Origin of the sequence: Nesterenkonia maliinae, assembly GCF_051262655.1 — a bacterium.
In the GTDB taxonomy this organism is placed as follows: Bacteria; Actinomycetota; Actinomycetes; order Actinomycetales; family Micrococcaceae; genus Nesterenkonia.
On the sequence record NZ_JBIMEY010000007.1, the window covers coordinates 171542 to 191872 of the forward strand.

General features: G+C 69.8%; 17 protein-coding genes and 1 riboswitch. Of the genes, 15 read left to right on the top strand and 2 right to left on the bottom strand.

The features are described from left to right. The first annotated feature begins 69 nt into the window (after positions 1–69). Genes ACHAA4_RS12735 through pheT form a run of 3 tightly spaced genes read left to right on the top strand, consistent with a single transcriptional unit; the run spans position 70 to position 4844 of the window. Entirely contained in the window at positions 70–1188 is a 1119-nt protein-coding gene (locus ACHAA4_RS12735; RefSeq protein ID WP_435774553.1) for a hypothetical protein, read from the top strand. 50 nt (positions 1189–1238) lie between these two features. Next, positions 1239–2288: a phenylalanine--tRNA ligase subunit alpha gene (gene pheS / locus ACHAA4_RS12740; protein ID WP_435774554.1), complete on the top strand. Its 1050-nt coding sequence runs from the start codon at positions 1239–1241 to the stop codon at positions 2286–2288. A gap of 3 nt (positions 2289–2291) precedes the next feature. Beyond that, positions 2292–4844, top strand: coding sequence for a phenylalanine--tRNA ligase subunit beta (pheT, locus tag ACHAA4_RS12745; RefSeq protein WP_435774555.1), 2553 nt, complete (start codon positions 2292–2294; stop codon positions 4842–4844). 70 nt (positions 4845–4914) lie between these two features. Here the strand turns inward: pheT and ACHAA4_RS12750 are convergent, their stop codons facing one another. Together ACHAA4_RS12750 and ACHAA4_RS12755 are read right to left on the bottom strand one after the other, a co-directional pair. Further along, positions 4915–6069 carry an N-acetylglucosamine-6-phosphate deacetylase gene (locus tag ACHAA4_RS12750; protein ID WP_435774556.1) on the bottom strand — a complete coding sequence of 385 codons (1155 nt, stop codon included), beginning with the start codon at positions 6067–6069 and terminating at the stop codon, positions 4915–4917. 35 nt (positions 6070–6104) lie between these two features. Next, entirely contained in the window at positions 6105–7112 is a 1008-nt protein-coding gene (locus tag ACHAA4_RS12755; protein WP_435774557.1) for a quinone oxidoreductase family protein, read from the bottom strand. 103 nt (positions 7113–7215) lie between these two features. Between ACHAA4_RS12755 and argC the strand changes: the two genes are divergently transcribed. From argC to ACHAA4_RS12815, 12 genes are all read left to right on the top strand, one after another. Continuing rightward, the gene (argC, locus tag ACHAA4_RS12760) at positions 7216–8247 is read left to right on the top strand and encodes an N-acetyl-gamma-glutamyl-phosphate reductase (protein WP_435774558.1); all 1032 of its coding nucleotides are present in this window, start codon (positions 7216–7218) and stop codon (positions 8245–8247) included. After that, a complete protein-coding gene (argJ, locus tag ACHAA4_RS12765) occupies positions 8244–9443 on the top strand; it encodes a bifunctional glutamate N-acetyltransferase/amino-acid acetyltransferase ArgJ (protein ID WP_435774559.1) in 1200 nt (399 codons plus the stop codon). Before argC ends, argJ begins: the two co-directional genes overlap by 4 nt. 12 nt (positions 9444–9455) lie before the next feature. Beyond that, entirely contained in the window at positions 9456–10400 is a 945-nt protein-coding gene (argB, locus tag ACHAA4_RS12770) for an acetylglutamate kinase (protein ID WP_435774560.1), read from the top strand. Then, entirely contained in the window at positions 10397–11818 is a 1422-nt protein-coding gene (locus ACHAA4_RS12775; RefSeq protein ID WP_435774561.1) for an acetylornithine transaminase, read from the top strand. Before argB ends, ACHAA4_RS12775 begins: the two co-directional genes overlap by 4 nt. Continuing rightward, entirely contained in the window at positions 11815–12789 is a 975-nt protein-coding gene (gene argF, locus ACHAA4_RS12780) for an ornithine carbamoyltransferase (RefSeq protein WP_435774562.1), read from the top strand. Before ACHAA4_RS12775 ends, argF begins: the two co-directional genes overlap by 4 nt. Before the next feature lies 1 nt (position 12790). Beyond that, positions 12791–13291, top strand: coding sequence for an arginine repressor (locus ACHAA4_RS12785; RefSeq protein WP_435774563.1), 501 nt, complete (start codon positions 12791–12793; stop codon positions 13289–13291). A gap of 115 nt (positions 13292–13406) precedes the next feature. Next, on the top strand, positions 13407–14219 hold the full coding sequence (locus ACHAA4_RS12790; RefSeq protein ID WP_435774564.1) for a sirohydrochlorin chelatase: 813 nt from the start codon (positions 13407–13409) through the stop codon (positions 14217–14219). Next, positions 14216–15058, top strand: a complete 843-nt coding sequence (locus tag ACHAA4_RS12795; protein WP_435774565.1) for a sulfurtransferase — start codon at positions 14216–14218, stop codon at positions 15056–15058. The genes ACHAA4_RS12790 and ACHAA4_RS12795 overlap by 4 nt, the downstream gene beginning before the upstream one ends. Positions 15059–15126: 68 nt before the next feature. Further along, positions 15127–15224: riboswitch (SAM riboswitch) on the top strand. Positions 15225–15228: 4 nt separating this feature from the next. Beyond that, entirely contained in the window at positions 15229–17001 is a 1773-nt protein-coding gene (locus tag ACHAA4_RS12800; RefSeq protein WP_435774566.1) for a nitrite/sulfite reductase, read from the top strand. After that, on the top strand, positions 16998–17774 hold the full coding sequence (locus tag ACHAA4_RS12805) for a phosphoadenylyl-sulfate reductase (RefSeq protein WP_435774567.1): 777 nt from the start codon (positions 16998–17000) through the stop codon (positions 17772–17774). Before ACHAA4_RS12800 ends, ACHAA4_RS12805 begins: the two co-directional genes overlap by 4 nt. Before the next feature lie 117 nt (positions 17775–17891). Continuing rightward, the gene (cysD, locus tag ACHAA4_RS12810) at positions 17892–18833 is read left to right on the top strand and encodes a sulfate adenylyltransferase subunit CysD (RefSeq protein WP_435774568.1); all 942 of its coding nucleotides are present in this window, start codon (positions 17892–17894) and stop codon (positions 18831–18833) included. Further along, positions 18833–20317 (top strand): sulfate adenylyltransferase subunit 1, encoded by a 1485-nt coding sequence (locus ACHAA4_RS12815; protein ID WP_435774569.1) that lies wholly within the window; start codon positions 18833–18835, stop codon positions 20315–20317. The genes cysD and ACHAA4_RS12815 overlap by 1 nt, the downstream gene beginning before the upstream one ends. Positions 20318–20331 lie beyond the last annotated feature (14 nt).

Below are 20331 nucleotides of genomic sequence, written 5' to 3' on the forward strand. Positions count from 1 at the left end.
TGCCTGCGACAAGTGTGTGAGCCGGAACCGATGCGAGGGTCATTCGCATTCACCGGTAGCGTGAAACGCATGAACACTTCGGCCCCGACCTCCCGCTCCCTTCGTCCGGGGCTCGTGCTCAGTGCGATGCTGCTCGCCGTGACCCTGCCCGCCTGCGGCTCGGGCCCCGGGGACTCGGAGGACGGCTCCGCCGCGCAGTCCAGCGGTGACTCCGTGGATGACACCACTGACGAGGGCGAGGACGCCACCGACGAGGGCGAGGGCGCCACCGACGAGGGCGAGGACGGCGACGCAGCTGATGGGAGTTCGGAGAGCGGCGCGGAGGGCGATGGCTCAGCAGACGGCGGCGACTCGGCCGACGCCGAGGCCTCCGAAGAACCCGAGGCCGAGCCTGCCGAGCTTCCCGGGGGAGGCGACACGCTCTTCCCTGACCGGCGCTTCCTCGCCGCCTACGGCGCCCCCGGCATCCCGGCGCTGGGGGTCCTGGGCGAGGGCGAGCCGCAGGACGCCGCCGATCGGGTGAAGTTCTACGCCGAGCAGTACCAGGAGCACTCCGAGGAGCCGGTCCAGCCGGCCTTCGAGATCATCACCTCCATCGCGATCAGCGAGCCGGGCATCGACGGCAACTACACCAATGCCCTGGACCCCGAGGTCATCGAGCCCTGGGTGGACCTGGCCGCGGAGGAGGACATCTACGTGGTGCTCGACCTGCAGCCCGGCCACGCCAGCTTCCTGGAACAGGCCCAGCTCTACGAAGACTTCCTGTCCCAGCCCCACGTCGGGCTCGCGCTGGACCCTGAATGGCGGCTCAGCGAGGGACAGCGACACATGGAGCAGATCGGGTCGGTCAGCGCCGCGGAGATCAACGAGGTCTCCGACTGGCTGGCCGGACTGACCAGGGAGCACGAGCTCCCGCAGAAGTTGCTGGTGCTGCACCAGTTCCAGCTCGCCATGATCTCGGACCGCGAGGACATCGACACCTCCCACGAGGAGCTGGCCATCCTGCTCCACGCCGACGGGCACGGGACACCGGGGATGAAGACCGAGACCTACGAGACCCTGCAGCAGGACCTCAGCGAAGACATCTGGCTCGGCTGGAAGAACTTCTACGACGAGGACTCGCCGACCTTCACCTCGGAGCAGACGTTCGACGTCGACCCCAAACCGTGGTTCGTCTCCTACCAGTGACCCGCATAAACTGACCGGGATTGTTTCCACCCACCTGACCCGGGAGCAGAATGTCCACGCCCGAAACACCGCATCCGCTGGATGAGTCCGCCATCGACCATGCTGTGCAGCAGGCCGTCGACGCCTTCGCGGGCGCCCGCGACCTCGAGGAGCTCAAGGCCGCCCGGCTCGCGCACACCGGAGACAAGGCGCCGCTGGTGCTGGCGAACCGTCAGATCGGGTCGCTGGACAAGACCGAGAAGGCCGCCGCGGGCAAGCTGCTCGGCGGCGCTCGCGGGAAGATGCAGAAGGCCCTCGCCGCGCGCACCGCAGTGCTCGAGGTCGAGCACGCGGAGCGGATCCTGGTGGAAGAGACCGTCGACGTCACCGCGGCCCGCCGGCGTCGTCCGCTCGGCGCCCGGCACCCGCTCTCGGTGCTCCAGGAGCGGGTCTCCGACGTCTTCATCGCCATGGGCTGGGAGATCGCCGAAGGCCCCGAGGTGGAATCCGAGTGGTTCAACTTCGACGCGCTGAACATCGCCCCGGACCACCCCTCGCGGGAGATGCAGGACACCTTCTTCGTGGAGCCCCCCGAGGCCCACCTGGTGCTGCGCACCCACACCTCCCCGGTGCAGATCCGGTCGCTGCTCACCCGAGAGCTCCCTGTCTACGTGCTCTGCCCCGGCAAGACCTTCCGCACCGATGAGCTCGACGCCACCCACACCCCGGTGTTCCACCAGTTCGAGGGCCTCGCCGTGGACAAGGGACTCACCATGGCCGACCTCAAGGGCACCCTGGAGCACTTCGCCCGGCAGATGTTCGGACCCGACGCCGCGATCAGGCTGCGCCCCAGCTACTTCCCCTTCACCGAGCCCTCCGCGGAGCTCGACGTCTGGCACGCCCAGGCCAAGGGCGGTCCACGCTGGGTCGAATGGGGCGGCTGCGGCATGATCAACCCCGCCGTGCTGCGCGCCGCCGGCGTGGACCCGGAGGAGTACACCGGCTTCGCCTTCGGCATGGGCATCGAACGCACCCTGATGTTCCGCAACGGCGTCCCCGACATGCGCGACATGATCGAAGGCGACATCCGCTTCAGCCAGCACTTCGGAATGGAGGTCTGAGACATGCGCATCCCGCTCTCTTGGATTCGTGAATACACCCAGTTCCCCGCCGAGGGCACCGCTGAGGACCTCATGGCGGAGCTGGTCAAGGTCGGCCTCGAAGAGGAGGACGTCCACCGTCCCACCGACTCGCTCAGCGGCCCGATCGTCGTCGGCGAGGTGCTGGAGAAGATTCCCGAGCCCCAGTCCAACGGCAAGACCATCAACTGGTGCCAGGTCCGCGTGGTGCCCGCGGGCACCGCCCAGACGCTCACCCACGAGGGCATCGACCCCTCCGGCGTCCAGGGCGTCGTCTGCGGCGCGCACAACTTCGAGGTCGGCGACAAGGTCGTGGTCACCCTCCCGGGCGCCGTGCTGCCCGGTGACTTCAGGATCGCCGCGCGCAAGACCTACGGACACGTCTCCGCCGGCATGATCGCCTCGGTGCGCGAGCTCGGCATCGGCGAGGACCACGACGGGATCCTGGTGCTCTCCACCCTCGGGCTCGACCCGGAGCCCGGCACCGACGCCATGGAACTCCTGGGCCTCTACGACTCCGCCGCCGAGATCAACGTGACCCCTGACCGCGGCTACGCCTTCTCGCTGCGCGGGATCGCCCGCGAGTATTCCCACGCCACCGGCACCCCGTTCATCGACCCCGCCGCCCAGATCAACACCGCGAAGAACGACGACGCCGCCCGGCCCGGTCACGAGGTCACGCTCAGCGATGACACCCCGATCTATGGGGTCCAGGGCTGCAGCCGGTTCGTCACCCACAAGGTCACCGGCATCGACCCGGCCGCGCCCACCCCGCCATGGATGGCCGCCCGGCTGCGCCTGGCCGGGATGCGCACGATCAGCATCGCCGTGGACGTCTCCAACTACGTGATGCTCGAACTGGGACAGCCCAACCACTGCTACGACGCGGCCAAGCTCGACGGCGGCATCGAGGTCCGCCGCGCCGCGGCCGGCGAGAAGCTCACCACCCTGGACGAGAAGGTCCGCACGCTGAACCCCGAGGACCTGGTGATCGCAGATCAGTCCGGCCCCATCGGGATCGCCGGAGTCATGGGCGGAGCCCGCACCGAGGTGGACTCCACCACCTCCACCGTCATCGTGGAAGCCGCGCACTTCGACCCGATCAGCATCAGCCGCAGCAAGCGCCGGCACAAGCTGCCCTCCGAGGCGTCCAAGCGCTTCGAACGCGGCGTGGACCCGCTGCTTCCCCCGCTCGCCGCGCAGCGCGTGGTGGACCTGCTCGTCCAGCTCGCCGGCGGCACCGATTCACGTGAGGTCACCGACGCGGGAGCCCCCGTGCTGCCCGAGTCGATCCGGCTGGACGCGGTGCTGCCGGAGAAGCTCACCGGGGTGCCCTACACCCAGGAACAGATCCGCTCCACGCTGGAGGCCATCGGCGCCGAGCTGCGCCAGGACGGGGAGCACCTGCTGGTGACTCCACCGAGTTGGCGCCCGGACCTGACGATCCCCGCCGCCCTGGTGGAGGAGATCGCCCGGCTCGTCGGCTATGACCAAATCCCCTCCCGGCTTCCGGTGCCGCCGGCCGGACGCGGGCTCACCGCATCCCAGCAGCGCCGACGCAGCGTGTACGCCGGCATGGCCGCCGCAGGGTTCACCGAGGTGCTCAGCTACCCGTTCTACTCCGAGGCCGCCAACACCCGCTTCGGGCAGGCCGAGGACACCGGGAAGCCCATGCCGATGCTGCGCCTGGCCAACCCGATCGCCAGCCAGCACCCGGCCCTGCGCACCACCGTGCTCCCCGGGCTGCTCGAGGCGCTGCGCCGCAACGTCTCCCGCGGGTTCACCGACGTCGCGCTCTTCGAGGCCGGCTCGGTCTTCCACCCTCAGTCCCAGCTCGGTTCGCCGAGCATCCCGGACCTGGGCGTGTACCCCGGTGAGGAAGTGCTGGCAGGGCTCGACGCCGGCATCCCCGACCAGCCGCTGCACATCGCGGCCGCGCTCAGCGGCGCCGAGGCGGCCGAGCTGCCCGGCGTCCCCGGACGCCGTCGCGACTGGGCAGACGCGGTGGATGCGGCGCAGAAGGTCGCGGACCTGCTGCGCGTGCAGCTTGAGGTGGTCCAGGGCCGGCATCAGGCCTTCCACCCCGGCCGCACCGCCGAGCTGCGGTTCAACGGGGAGCGGGTCGGTCACGCCGGCGAGCTTCACCCGAAGGTCATCGAGGAGCTGGACCTCCCGGCTCGCACCGCGGTGATGGAGCTCGATCTCTCTGCGCTCATCGACGGCTCCCCGGAGCAGATCAGCGCCGAGCCGATCTCGACCTTCCCCCCGACCACCCAGGACGTCTCACTGATCGTGGCCGGCGAGCTTCCTGCCGCCCAGCTCGAGGCCACTCTGGTCGAGGGCGCCGGGGAGCTGCTCGAGGATATCGAGCTCTTCGACGTGTACTCCGGCGAGCACATCGAGGCTGGTCAGAAGTCGCTGGCCTTCGCGCTGCGCTTCCGCGCCGAGGACCGCACGCTCACCGCCGAGGAGGCCTCCGAGGCCCGCGCCGGCGCGGTCGCCCTCGCGCAGCAGCGCCACGGCGCGGTGCAGCGGTGACTCCGCAGTGGTGACTCTGCAGAGATGACGGCGCAGCGGGAGCGCCCGAGGGCGGACCGTCCGAATTCCCTCAGTCGATCCACCGGCCGCGGTGCATGACCCGGCGCACCTGCCAGTCCTGATCCAGCAGCACCAGGTCAGCGCGTCCTCCGGGCAGCAGCCTGCCGACGTCGTCGAGCCCGATCATCTCCGCGGGGTTTGCGGTGGCGGCCGTCAGCGCGCTCTCGGGGGCGATGCCGGCGTCGAGGATGCTGCGCCGGACCGCCTCGGCGAGGGTCACCGCGGAGCCCGCGATCGCCCCCAGCGTGCCGTCGGGCTCGACCAGCCGGGCGACGCCGCCTGCCACGTCCACATTCAGGGCGCCCAGGGCGTAGCGCCCCTCCGGCGCGGCGGCGCCTGCCATGGCATCCGAGACCAGCACCAGCCTGCGCGCACCGCCGTGGCGGCTCGCGGTATGCCAGATGTAGCGGACCATCTCCGGGTGCAGGTGCACCCCGTCGTGGATCAGCTCCAGGAAGGTAGTGGGGTCCTCCAACAGCGCCAGCGCCGGTCCCGGGTCGCGGTGGTGCAGCGCTTTCATCCCGTTGAACAGGTGGGTGGCCGCGCTCGCGCCGGCGGCCAGGGCCGCGCGGGTCTGCTCGCCGTCGGCACCGGTGTGCCCGATTCCCACCACCATCCCTGCCGCGCGCAGCCGGGCAGTGGCCTCGACGGTGCCGGGGCGCTCCGGGGCGAGGGTGACATAGCGCAGCCGTGAGGCCGCGGGGTGCTCGAGCACCGCCGAGACGGCCTCCGGGGTGGGGTCGCTGAGCAGGGAGGCGGAGTGGGCGCCGCGATGAGCGGGGCTCAGCCACGGCCCCTCAAGGTGGATCCCGGCGAGCTCGCCAGTCTCCACCAGGGGTCGAAGCTGCTCCGCCTGGCCCAGCAGCGCCGGGATCGGTGCACTGACCAGGGAGGCGAGCATGGTCGTGGTGCCGCGGCGGCGGTGTGCCACCAGGACCGTCTCGGCAGCCTCAGCACCCTCGGTGAACGCCGCGCCTCCGCCGCCATGGGCGTGGACGTCGACGAACCCGGGGACCAGCAGCCCCTCGCTGAGGTGCACATCCGGCGTCGCCGGGGGACGGCCATGACCGGCCTCGAGGATCCTCCCCGCCTCCCGGCGCAGCCAGTACGGTCCGATCGTCCCGTCCGGGGTCAGCGCAGAGTCAGCGAAGAGCAGCTGGGTCACCGGTGGCTCCCCGGACCTGGCATGCGGCGTCCCGTTCAGGGCTTCAGCAGCAGCTTGCCGGTGGTCCGGCGGTTCTCCAGGTCATCGTGGGCGCGACCGGCCTCGTTGAGCGGGTAGCTGGCGCCGATGCTGAGCTTCAGGTCGCCCTTGGTGAGCGCGCTGAAGAGTTCGGCATAGCGCCAGCTGCGCTCTTCGGCGTTGCGCAGGTACCAGTGCGTGGCCGGACGGGTGACATACAGTCCGCCGCGGCGGTTGAGCTCCTGCGGGTCCAGCGCAGGCACCTGGCCGGAGGCGCCGCCGTAGAGGACGAACATCCCGCGGATCGCCAGCGAGTCCAGGGACCCGAGGTAGGTGTCCTTGCCGACGCCGTCGAAAACCGCGGCGACGCCCTCGCCCTTGGTGATCTCACGGACCCGCTCGGCGAAGTTCTCGTAGCCCATCACGTAGTCCGCACCGGCGGCCTGCGCGATCTGCGCCTTCTCCTCGGTGGAGCAGGTGGTGATGACCCGGGCGCCCTTGGCCTTGAGCAGCTGGGTCAGGATCTGGCCCACCCCTCCGGCGCCGGCGTGGGTCAGCACGGTTTCGCCGGGGGAGACCCGGTAGGTGGAGTTGACCAGGTAGTGGGCGGTGATGCCCTGCAGCGGCAGCGCGGCAGCCTGTTCGTCGGTGACCTCGTCCGGGACGCGCACGGCCTTGCCGGCGTCGACGAGGAAGTGAGAGGCGTAGGTGCCGGTCGAGGCCTCCAGCGTGGTGACGCGCTGGCCGATGGACAGCGACTCCACGCCCTCCCCGGCGGCGATGACGCGTCCGGTGCCCTCGGTGCCGGGAGTGAAGGGGTACTCGACGGGGTACACCCCGCTGCGCTGGTAGGTCTCGATGAAGTTGACCCCTGTTGCGGCAGTCTCCACCAGCACCTGGTTCGGTCCAGGCTCAGGCAGCGACACCTGGGCCTCGACGAGCACCTCGGTCCCGCCTGCCTGCTCGGCATGCACCACTCGTGCTCTGTCGGGCAGATCCTCTGGGAAAACTGTCTGTTCATTCATGGCGGCAAGCGTACCCAACGCAGGCCCGGAGCGGCGAAGTCGGCGGGCCTGCATTATGCATAAATATTGGATAAGATGCATATATCCGCCTAGACTGCTCCGCATGACCTATTCGATCGCTGTCTCCGGAGCCTCAGGGTACGCCGGGGGAGAAGTCCTGCGACTGCTGGCCGGCCACCCCGAGGTGGAGATCGGCGCAGTCACCGCCCATTCGAGCGCGGGGGAGCGGCTGGGAAGCGTGCAGCCGCATCTGCTCTCACTGGCGGACCGGGTGCTTGTGGACACCACGGCGGAGAATCTCGCCGGACACGACGTCGTCTTCCTGGCCCTGCCTCACGGGGCCTCCGCGGAGATCGCCGCCCAGCTCGGTGAGGACACCATCGTGATCGACGCCGCGGCAGACCATCGGTTGGAATCAGCATCCGACTGGGAGAAGTTCTACGGCTCCGCCCACCAGGGCACCTGGCCCTACGGCCTGCCCGAGCTGCCGGGCCAGCGGTCCCGGCTCGCCGGCGCCCGGCGGATCGCGGTGCCCGGCTGCTACCCCACCACCATCATGCTCGGCCTCGCCCCGGGGCTGGCCGCCGGACTGCTCGAGCCCACCGACATCGTGATCGTCGCGGCCACCGGCACCTCCGGAGCCGGCAAGGCGCTCAAGCCCCACCTGCTCAGCGCCGAGGTCATCGGCGGGATGAGTCCCTACGGGGTCGGCGGAGTGCACCGGCACACCCCGGAGATCGAACAGGGACTCGGCCACGCGGCAGGGGTCCCGGTCCAGGTCTCCTTCACCCCCACCCTCGCCCCGATGCCCCGCGGCATCCTGGCCACCTCGACCGCGAAGATCACCCCCGGCACCACCGAGGCCCAGCTGCGCGCGGCCTACCGCGAGCACTACGACGGGGAGGCCTTCGTCCACCTGCTGCCCGAGGGCCAGTGGCCCGCCACCAAGCAGGTGGTGGGCTCCAACCACGTCACCGTGCAGCTGGCCATCGATGAGCACGCCGGACGCGCCGTCGTCGTCTCCGCCGCAGACAACCTGACCAAGGGCACAGCCGGCGGCGCCGTGCAGTCCATGAACATCGCCCTGGGTCTCGACGAGACCACCGGGCTCAACCTGCTGGGAGTCTCCCCATGAGTGTCACCGCCGCGACCGGATTCAGCGCCGCAGGCGTCGCCGCCGGGCTCAAGTCCGCCGATGCCGAGGGCAACGCGCCGCGCGACGTCGCGCTGGTGCTCAACCACGGACCCGACAAGCACGCTGCCGCCGTGTTCACCACCAACCGGGTCGCCGCCGCACCGGTGCTCTGGTCCCAGCAGGCGATCACCGACGGACGCGCCGACGCCGTGGTGCTGAACTCCGGCGGCGCCAACGCCTGCACCGGGGCCCCAGGCTTCGCCGACACCCACCAGACCGCCGAGGTCGTGGCCGAGAAGCTGCTGGCCACCGGGGCAGACGTCTCCGCCGGCGACGTGCTGGTCTGCTCCACCGGGCTGATCGGGGTGCGCCTGGACATGCCCGCGCTGCTGGAAGGGATCCACGCCGCCGTCGGAGCGCTGGAGCCTGCCGACACTGCCGGGCACCGGGCGGCGCAGGCCATCATGACCACCGACTCGGTCATGAAGGTCTCCACCGCGACGGGTGCGGACTTCACCGTCGGCGGGATGGCCAAGGGCGCCGGCATGCTCGCCCCCGGGATGGCTACGATGCTCTCGGTGGTCACCACCGATGCCGTCATCGCGCAGTCAGACCTCGACGCCGCGCTGCGCGAGGCGGTGCGGCTCAGCTTCAACCGCGCCGACTCCGACGGCTGCATGTCCACCAATGACACCGTCATCGCGATGGCCTCGGGCGCGCACCCGCAGGCCGACCCCTCCGGCGTGGATCTGGCCGAGTTCCAGGCCGCGCTGAACCAGGTCTGCCAGGACCTCGCGACCCAGCTCATCGCCGACGCCGAGGGCGCCCACCACGAGATCGCGATCTCCACGATCAACGCCTCCACCGAGGAGCAGGCCGAGACCGCAGGCCGCTCCGTGGCCCGGTCAAACCTGTTCAAGACCGCGATCTTCGGACAGGACCCGAACTGGGGCCGGATCCTCTCCGCGGTCGGCACCACCGACGTGGACTTCGACCCCTCCACCATCGACGTCAGCGTCAACGGGGTGTGGATCTGCCGGGCCGGAGGCATCGGCGAGGACCGAGACCTGGTGGACCTCAGCGGGCGCCACGTGAAGGTCGTCATCGACCTCAAGGCCGGCGCCGCCGAGGCCACGATCCTCACCAACGACCTGACCCATGACTATGTGCATGAGAACTCTGCCTACTCCAGCTGAAGAAGGACCCCGATGACCTCCAGCATGAAACCGCGCGACGCCGGGAGCCTGAGCTCCGCCGGTGAGAAGGCCTCCGTCCTGGTCGAGGCGCTGCCCTGGATCCAGAAGTTCGCCGGCGAGACGATCGTGATCAAGTACGGCGGCAACGCCATGATCAACGACGAGCTGCGCCGCGCCTTCGCCGAGGACGTGGTCTTCCTGCGCCACGTCGGGGTCAACCCGGTCGTGGTGCACGGGGGAGGACCGCAGATCAACGCGATGCTCGAGACCCTCGGCATCGAATCCGAATTCCGCGCGGGTCAACGGGTGACCACGCCCGAGGCCATGGAGGTGGTCCGGATGGTGCTCACCGGGCAGGTCGGCCGCGAGCTCATCGGCCTGATCAACAGCCACGGACCCTACGCCGTGGGCCTCTCCGGGGAGGACGCCGCGCTGCTGCGCGCCACCCGCACCACCGTGGAGATCGAAGGCGAGACCGTTGACCTCGGCCTGGTCGGCGAGGTCAGCGGGGTCAACCCCGACGCGATCACCGACCTGCTCGCCGCCGGGCGCATCCCGGTGATCTCCACCATCGCCCCGGAGTTCGACTCCACCACCGCCGATGCCGCGCCCACCGGGGAGGTGCTCAACGTCAATGCAGACCTCGCCGCCGCCGCCGTGGCCTCCGCGCTCGGCGCGGCCAAACTGGTGATGCTCACCGATGTGGAGGGCCTCTACGCCAACTGGCCGGACAAATCCTCGCTGATCTCCTCACTGAGCGCCACCGATCTGCGTGCCATGCTGCCCAGCCTGGAGTCAGGCATGATCCCCAAGATGACCGCGGCGCTGAAGGCCGTGGAGGCCGGAGTCCCGCGCGCCCACGTCGTCGACGGCCGGGCGCCACACTCGATGCTCCTGGAGATCGTGACCACCGAGGGCGTCGGCACCCAGATCGTTCCCGATGAGGAGGCCGCATGAGCCCGCAGAGCACGCCCGACGCGCACACCGCACACTCCGCAGGCTTCAGCTCTGCAGGCGCGGACGGTAATGACCTTCGCCGGGCTGACCTCAGGAGTGACGATCTCGAGAGTACTGACCTCAACACCGCGGCACTTGCCGGGGAGCCCGGCGAGCAGCTGCTGGCGCGCTACACCGAATCGCTGCTCGGCGTCTTCGGCACCCCGCAGCGGGTGCTGGTCCGCGGCTCCGGCGCCACCGTCTGGGACGCCGACGGTCGTGAGTACCTCGACCTGCTCGGCGGCATCGCGGTCAATGCCCTGGGCCACGCCCACCCGCTGATCACCAGCGTGGTCTCCTCCCAGCTGAGCACACTGGGGCACATCTCGAACTTCTTCACGAGCCCCACCCAGATCGCGCTGGCCGAGAAGCTGCTGCACCTCGCCCAGGCCCCCGCCGGCTCCAAGGCCTTCTTCACCAACTCCGGCACCGAGGCCAATGAGGCCGCGTTCAAGCTCGCCCGCCGCCACGGCGGAACAGACCGACCACGGATCATCGCGCTCGAGCACGGCTTCCACGGACGCACCATGGGCGCGCTGTCGATGACGCATAAGCCCAGCTATCGCGAACCCTTCGAGCCGCTGCCCGGCGGCGTCGAATGGGTGCCCGCCGGCGACGCCGAGGCGCTGCGTGCTGCGGTCGATGAGACCGTGGCAGCCGTGATCATCGAACCCGTCCAGGGCGAGGCCGGGGTCCACGGCCACCCCCACGGCTACCTCGAGGCGGCGCGCGAGATCACCCGCGAGGCCGGGGCGCTGCTGATCTTCGACGAGGTTCAGTCCGGCATCGGCCGCACCGGATCCTGGTTCGCCTCTGCCCCGGATGTCCCAGGGGAGGATTCTGCCCCAGGCGCCTCCGGCGCGGGTCCGGTACCGGTGCTCCCCGACGCGATGACCCTGGCCAAGGGACTCGGCGGCGGATTCCCGATCGGAGCGATGCTGACCTTCGGCGAGCACGCCAGCTCGCTGCTGAACCCCGGCCAGCACGGCACCACCTTCGGCGGCAATCCCGCCGCCACGGCAGCCGCCCTGGCCACCCTGCACGTCATCGAGTCCACGGACCTGCTCCGTCAGGTCCGGGAGGTCAGCGCCTACGCGGCCAGCAGGCTTGCCGCCCTGGACTTCGTCACCGAGGTCCGCGCCCACGGCCTGCTGATCGGCTTCGACGTCACCGGTGCGCCCGCCGATGCCGAGGAAGCTGCCGGGGCCGGCGCGGCGCTCGCGCCCGCCATGGTCACCGCCGCGCTGGAGGCCGGCTTCATCATCAACGCCACGGGGCCCAGCACGTTGCGCCTGGCTCCGCCGCTGATCATCAGCGTGGAGCAGATCCAGCAGTTCATCGACGCCCTTCCCGAGATCCACCGCAGGAGCACCTCATGACCGTCCGTCACTTCCTCACCGACCTCGACCTCAGTCCCGCCGAGCTCGATCAGGTGCTCACCCTCGCCGCGCAGATGAAGGCCGACCCGTATGCGATCAAGGCCTTGGCCGGCCCGCAGACGGCCGCGGTGTTCTTCGACAAGACCTCCACCCGGACCCGATTCTCCTTCGCCGCCGGAATCTCCGCCCTCGGCGGCTCCCCGCTGGTGGTCAACCCCGGCGAGTCCCAGCTCGGCCACAAGGAGACCATCGCGGACACCGCACGGGTGCTCGACCGCATGGTCAGCCTGATCATCTGGCGCACCTACGCCCACTCGGGGCTGGACGAGATGGCCCAGCACAGCGCCGTCCCTGTCATCAACGCGCTCTCCGACGACTATCACCCGTGCCAGCTGCTGGCGGATCTGCTGACCCTGCGCGAACACCTCGGTTCCACCGCGGGCCGCTCACTGGCCTACCTGGGGGACGCGGCGAACAACATGGCGAACTCCTATCTGCTCGCCGGGGTAAACGCCGGCATGGACGTGCGCATCGCCGGTCCCGCCGGCTACCTGCCCGAGCCGCACATCATCGACGCCGCCCAGGCCCGCGCCGAGCAGACCGGAGCCAAGGTGCTGATCACCTCGGATCCGGTCCAGGCCCTGACCGGCGCCGACGCGGTGGCCACCGACACCTGGGTCTCGATGGGGCAGGAGGAGGAGAAGCAGCAGCGGATGCAGCTCTTCGGGGACTACCGGGTCGACGCGGCCGCCATGGCACATGCCGCACCGGGCGCCGTCGTCCTGCACTGCCTGCCTGCCTACCGCGGAGTGGAGATCAGCGCCGAGGTCATCGATGGTCCGCAGTCGGTGGTCTGGGACGAGGCGGAGAACCGGCTGCACGCGCAGAAGGCGCTGATGGCCTGGCTGCTGGTGCACTCCGGGCTGGCCGATGCCCAGACCGTGGAGCTGGTCCGCGCGGCGGAGCGCTGAGATGGCTCCCACCACCAAGACCGCCCGGCACGCGAAGATCCGCGAGCTGATCTCGCGCTCCCAGGTCCGCTCCCAGGCCGAGCTGGCCGAACGCCTCGCCGACGCCGGCGTCACCGTCACCCAGGGGACGCTCTCCCGGGATCTGGTGGAGATCGGCGCCGCTCGTGTGCGCGGGACGCAGGGTGCGCTGATCTACGCGGTGCCCTCCGACGGACACGACCGTGAGCTGCAGGCCGATCAGACCGACGCGACTACGACGGCGCGACTGATCGCGCTGTGCAAGGACCTGCTGGTCTCCGCCGAGCCCAGCGCGAACCTGGTCATCCTGCGCACACCTCCAGGGGCGGCACAGTTCCTCGCCAGCGCGGTGGACCACGCCGGGCTCCCGGAGATCCTGGGCTGCATCGCCGGAGACGACACGATCATGGTGGTCACCACCGAGGCCGACGAGGGAGCCGCAGTGGCGCAGCGCTTCACCGGATTCGCCGAGGGCCGGGGCTAGCCGCCCCGCCGCTCTCACCGCTCTCGCTGCGCGCCGACCGGCACTCTAGGAAACAAACGTTCATATCAATGTTCATATTGATGCATCTTCTTGGGCCGACCACTACTGTGCACCTATGCGAACACAGACAGCAGCGCTCGTAGGCATATCGCACGGCACCTCCTCGAAGCGCGGCCAGGCGGTGATGCGTCAGCTCATCGACGACGTCGCCCACCGGCTCCACGCCCCAGCGTCACCCGAGACTGCGCCCAAGATCCCACCGGCGACCCGGCCCACCGTGCGGCTCGGCCACGTCGACGTGCAGCAGCCCGATGTCGACACCACCCTGGACAGCCTTCCTGCGGGCATGGGGGCGACCATCGTGCCGCTGCTGCTCTCCACCGGGTTCCACGTCAACGTGGATCTGCGCGAGGCGATGCAGAACCTCACCCGACCGGCCGCGCTGTGCCGCGCGCTCGGACCCGACGATCGACTCACCGAGTTGCTCGCCCACCGACTGGGGGAGATCGGCGCCGATCCCGACCGGGACATCATCATCCTCGGCGCGGCAGGCTCTTCGGACGCCTCCGCGGTCCGCGACTGTGAAGCCGCCGCCGCGATGCTCGCCCACCACCTCGGAGTCACGGTCCACGAGTCCTACCTCTCCTTCGCGCAGCCCAGCGTCGCCGCGGCCGTGGCCCAGGCCCGCGCAGAGCATCCCAGGCAGCGCGTGGTGGTGGCGAGCTACCTGCTGGCCCCGGGGTACTTCCAGACCCTGCTCGAATCGACCGGCGCCGACCTGACCACCGAGCCGCTGCTGGCTCCCGGTCGGCCGACGGCTCCGGCTCAGCTGGTCGACCTCGTGCTGGACCGGTATCTCCAGGCCGTCCCCGTGCCGACCTCCGCGTCCGTGCCAACCTCCGTGGCCGAGCTGCAGGGGGCGCCATGACCGGCGCGCCCGCCTCGCGGGAGGTCAGCATCACCGTGGAGGAGCTCCGTGCCCTCCAGCGCACCGGTGCGCCGCTGACCCTGCTCGACGTTCGATGGCGTCAAGACCGCCCGGAGGGCCTTCCCGAATACCTGGCCGGGCACATCCCGGGGGCCGTGTTCGTCGACCTGGAGTACGAGCTCAGCGCCCCGGACCGGCGCGCAGCAGAGGGCCCGCATCCGCTTCCCGACCTTGCCGCGTTTCAGGAGTCGGTGCGCCGCTGGGGCATCGGACCCCAGGACACCGTGGTGGTCTATGACGACGTGAAGAACTTCTCGTCGGCGCGCGCCTGGTGGCTGCTGCGTCATGCGGGCCTGACCGATGTGCGGGTGCTCGACGGCTCGCTGCGCGCCTGGGCCCAGGCCGGGCATGCACTCGCCGAGGGCTTCGAGCTGCCCGAGGCCACGGAGACGGCGATCAGGTTCGGGGGGATGAAGACCGCCGACCTGGATCAGATCGCGGCCCTCGAACCCGAGGCGCAGCTGACCGACGCCCGCTCCGTCCAGCGCTTCGCCGGTGACGGCCACATCCCGGGGGCGCTGAACGCCCCGGTCTCAGGGAACGTCGACAACCGGGGGCGGCTCCTTCCGGCTGCCCAGCTGCGGCAGCGCTACCTGGAGCTCGGGGTCGAGCCCGGAAGCCCCGTCTACTGTTACTGCGCCTCCGGAGTTCACTCCACGCATGCGGTGCTCGCGCTCAGCGCGGCAGGCTTCGACCCGGTGCTCTTCCCCGGAGGGTTCGGCCAGTGGGTCCATGATGGGGATCATGCGATCCACAGTGCATCGCAACGTGAACTTTAATGACACACATAATTGATAAGTTCAGCATTGTATTTTAGTGTGGACCTATCGCACCGCACGAGGGCGACCAACCATCCAGAGCGGCTGAGAGACCTGGCTCAACGACGCCGCAGCAACCCGGAACTTACATGCACACGCCGGGTGCTCACGCCGGGAACGATGGAGGCATTTTGTCGACCGATACAGCTACCACGTCCACCGCCAGTAGGCGGCCCGACCGTTCATCCCCACGACCCAACGGCCAGTGGAAGATCGACGGCAAGGACCCGCTGAACCACAACGAGGAGCTCAAGCAGGCCGATGACGGCCTGAACGTCCGCGAGCGGATCGAACAGGTCTACTCCAAGGAGGGCTTCGACTCGATCCACTCTGATGATCTGCGCGGCCGCTTCCGCTGGTGGGGCCTCTACACCCAGCGACGCCCCGGCGTCCCGGCCGGTGCGCACAACTCGCTGCCCCCGGAGGAGGTCGACGACAAGTACTTCATGCTCCGGGTCCGGATCGACGGCGGCGCACTGACCACCGAGCAGCTGCGCGTGGTCGGTCAGATCGCCGTGGACTTCGCCCGCAACACCGCGGATCTGACCGACCGGCAGAACATCCAGCTGCACTGGGTGCGGGTCGAGGACGTCCCGGAGATCTGGCGCCGTCTCGAATCCGTGGACCTGGGCACCACGGAGGCCTGCGGAGACGTTCCGCGGGTGATCTTGGGTTCTCCCGTGGCCGGCATCTGCGCGGAGGAGATCATCGACCCCACGCCGGTGATCGCTGAGATCGCCCTCCGCTACATCGGGGACTCCACGCTCTCGAACCTCCCGCGCAAGTACAAGACCGCGATCACCGGACACCCCAGCCAGGACGTGGTCCATGAGATCAACGACTTCGGCCTGGTGGGCGTCGTCCACCCCGAACACGGCCCGGGCTACGACGTCTGGGTCGGCGGGGGACTCTCCACCAACCCCAGGCTGGCCGAACGCCTCGGGGTCTTCACCACCGAGGACGAGGCGCCGGATGTGTGGCACGCGGTGACCCAGGTCTTCCGCGACTACGGCTACCGGCGGCTGCGGCAGAAGGCGAGACTGAAGTTCCTGCTCAACGACTGGGGACCGGAGAAGTTCCGGCAGGTCGTCGAGGACGAGTACCTGGGCCACAGGCTCCGGGACGGGCTGCCTGCTCCCGCGCCGAGCCGACCGGGGGACCACGTGGGCGTCCACCGGCAGAAGGACGGTCGCTACTACATCGGCGCCGCTCCCGTCGTCGGCCGGGTCAACGGGGAGCTGCTGGTGAAGCTGGCCGAGCTGCTGGAGGCCAACGGGTCCCTCCGGCTGCGCACCACCCCGCACCAGAAGCTCGTGGTGCTCGACGTGCCCGAGCAGAACCTGGCCACGGTCAAGGCCGGGCTGAGCGACCTGGGACTCGACCCCGATCCCACGGTCTTCCGCCGATCCACGATGGCCTGCACCGGCATCGAGTTCTGCAAGCTGGCGATCGTGGAGACCAAGACCACCGCCCAGAAGACGATCTCCGCGCTGGAGATCCGGCTCGCGGACGTGGCCGACCAGCTTCCCGAGCGGCTCACCCTGCACATCAACGGATGCCCGAACTCCTGCGCCCGCATCCAGACCGCCGACATCGGGCTGAAGGGACAGCTGCTGCCCGACCCCGACGGCGAGAAGACACCGGGTTTCCAGGTCCACCTCGGCGGTGGGCTGGCCTCCTCCGATCGGGAGGATCCCGGGCTCGGACGGACGGTCCGCGGCCTGAAGGTCACCGTGGAGGGGCTGGTCGACTACACCGAGGCGCTGATCCGTCGCTACCTGCGCACCCGGGACAGCTCCAATGAGACCTTCGCAGCCTGGGCCCACCGGGTGGACGAGGACCATCTGCAGCTGGAGGAACCAGAGCCGCAGCTCGAGGAACCCCGGAAAGAGGCCATCTCATGACGGAGTCGACGCCGAGCACCAGCATCACCAGCACCGACCCCACATCCAGCACCGACCTCACATCCAGGACTGACGCGGCCCGCGCCCTCGCCACATCCGGGGCGGAGGCGCTGGGCTGGGAGGCCCGCGCCGAGGACGTCATCGCCTGGGTGGCCGAGAACTTCTCCCCGCGTGAGGTCGCGGTGGCCTGCTCCATGCAGGACTCGGTCCTGCCGGCCCTGGTCGCCGACCAGCTTCCCAGCGTGGACGTGCTGTTCCTGGAGACCGGATATCACTTCGTGGAGACCATCGCGGCACGCAACGAGGTGGCTCGCGCGCTCGACGTCACGGTCGTCGATGTCCTGCCTCGACTGAGCGTGGCCGAGCAGGACCGGGTCCACGGCAAGGACCTGTTCATTACCGACCCAGCCGCGTGCTGCCGGATGCGCAAGATGGACCCGCTGGACGAGGTGCTCACCGGCTACCGGCTCTGGTTCACCGGTGTCCGTCGCGACGAGGCGCCGACCAGGGTCGACACGCCCCTGGTGACCTGGGACGAGCTGCACGGCCTGATCAAGGTCAACCCGCTGGCCACCTGGAGCTTCGATGACCTGGTGGAGCATTCGCAGCGCAACGGCCTGCCGGTGAACCCGCTGCTCTACAACGGCTACCCCTCGATCGGGTGCAAGCCCTGCACCCTCCCGGTGGCGCCGGGGGAGGATCCTCGCTCGGGCCGCTGGGCCGGATCCGGGAAGGTCGAATGCGGCATCCACACCAACGAGGCGACGGCCTAGCCGCACCCGCCGCGGGGCGCCCCAGCCCTGCAGACGCTCCGTCGACTCCCCGGCGGCGGCGCCGTCGTCAGACCGACCATCCTCTGCTTCGCCTGACCCATACCGAAAGGCCACCCCATGACCAGTGCGCTCTCCACTGAGGCACCGACCGCTCCGCCGGCACCTGCGGGCACCGCGGTGCTGGCACGACTGGAAGCCGAAGCGATCCACATCATCCGTGAGGTCGTGGCGGAGTTCGATCGACCCGCGATGCTCTTCTCCGGCGGCAAGGACTCGGTGGTGATGCTCCACCTCGCGATCAAGGCCTTCGCCCCCGGTCCCGTCCCCTTCCCGGTGGTCCACATCGACACCGGGCACAACTTCCCCGAGGTCCTCGAGTTTCGCGATCGCACCGTGGAGCGTCACGGTCTGCGCCTGGTGATCGGCTCGGTGCAGGAGCTCATCGACACCGGCGCCCTGCAGGAACGCGCCGACGGAACCCGCAACCCGCTGCAGACCGTGCCGCTGCTGAACACCATCGCGGATCACCGGTTCGATGCACTCTTCGGCGGCGCGCGCCGCGATGAGGACCGGGCCCGGGCCAAGGAACGGATCCTCTCGCTGCGCGATGAGTTCGGCCAGTGGGATCCGCGCAACCAGCGCCCGGAGCTGTGGAACCTCTACAACGGCAGGTACCGGCCCGGTCAGCACGTCCGCGCCTTCCCGATCAGCAACTGGACCGAGCTCGACATCTGGCGCTACATCGCGCTCGAGGACATCGCGCTGCCCTCGCTCTACTACGCCCACGAACGTGAGGTCTTCCACCGCGACAACATGGTCCGCGCCGTCGGACCCCACAGCCTGCCCGCGGAGGACGAGCCCGTCGAACGGCTCTGGGTACGCTATCGGACCGTGGGGGATATGTCCTGCACCGGTGCCGTGCGCTCGAGCGCCACCACCAATGACCTGGTCCTGAACGAGGTCGCCAGTGCCACCGTCACCGAGCGCGGGGCGACCCGCGCCGATGACCGGCTCAGCGAGGCCGCCATGGAGGACCGCAAGAAGGACGGATACTTCTGATGACCCACGCACCCACCCCGGGCACGCTGCTGCGCCTGGCCACTGCCGGAAGCGTCGACGACGGCAAATCCACGCTGGTCGGCAGGCTGCTCCACGACGCCCACGCCATCCTCTCCGACCAGCTCGCCGCCGTGACCCGCAGCTCCGCGGAGCGAGGCTTCGGCGCCGCCCCCGCCGACTCTGGTCCTGGGGACGATCCCGACGCCGGGCCGGCCCTTGACCTCGCGCTGCTGACCGACGGGCTGCGCGATGAGCGCGAGCAGGGCATCACCATCGACGTGGCCTATCGATACTTCGCCACCGATCGGCGCAGCTTCGTGCTCGCGGACTGCCCCGGCCACGTCCAGTACACCCGCAACACCGTCACCGGCGCCTCGACCGCCGATGCCGTGGTGCTGCTGGTGGACGTGCGCCACGGCGTCGTCGAGCAGACCCGACGGCACCTCGCGGTGGCCACCCTGTTGCGGGTGGAGCACGTGATCGTCGCGGTCAACAAAATCGACGCCGTGGACTACAGCGAGGAGGCCTTCCGTGCGGTGGAGCGTGACATCCTCCGGGTCGCCCGGGAGCTGCGCGACCCTGAGCGCAATGGGTCCCCAGGCGGCCCAGAACCGATCGTCGTACCGGTCTCCGCGCTGCACGGGGACAACGTCGTCACCACCTCTACCCGCACCCCCTGGTACACCCCGCACACCACAGGTGCCTCGGCGTACAGCGGACAGGCTCTGCTGCCGATCCTGGAGCAGCTCCCCGACGCCGACGCCCTTGCGCGCCGGGCCGAGCCGCTGCGACTTCCGGTCCAGAGCGTGATCCGCGCTCATGACGGCTATCGGGGATATGCCGGGCAGATCGCCACCGGTACCTTGCGGGCCGGCGACAGCGTGCGGATCCAGCCTGGCACTCAGCTCACCGAGGTCACGGCGCTGGAACGCACCACGCTGCAGGCACAGCACGCGGCTGACACATCAACGGCAGGGACGTCGACGGCAGGGACACCTGGCACCGGATCAGCGGTCGCCGCTGCGGGGGAGTCGCTGACCATCCGTCTCGCCGGAGACCACGACGTCGCGCGCGGCAGCGTGCTCACCGATCCGCAGCGCCCCGCCGTCGAACTCGACGAGGTGACCCTGCAGGTGGCGTGGCTGCACCAGCGTCCCGCCGTCGCCGGCAGCCGGGTGCTGTTCAAACACGGCACCGCCACGATCAAAGCCCTGGTGACCGAGGTGAGCGATCGTCTCGATCTCACCACGCTGCGCTCCGGGCCGACAGATCAGCTGCAGCTCAACGACATCGGCACCGTGACCCTCCGGCTCGCCTCGGTGCTTCCCGTGGATGACTACTCGGTCTCCAAACGCACCGGTGCCGGGCTGCTGATCGACCCTGCGGACGGCAACACGCTGGCCGCGGCGATGATCCAGCTTCGCGATCCACAGGACGCCGACGCGACCGCGCCGGACAGCGACGAAGATTGGTTGAACTCATGACTAATACGACCAGC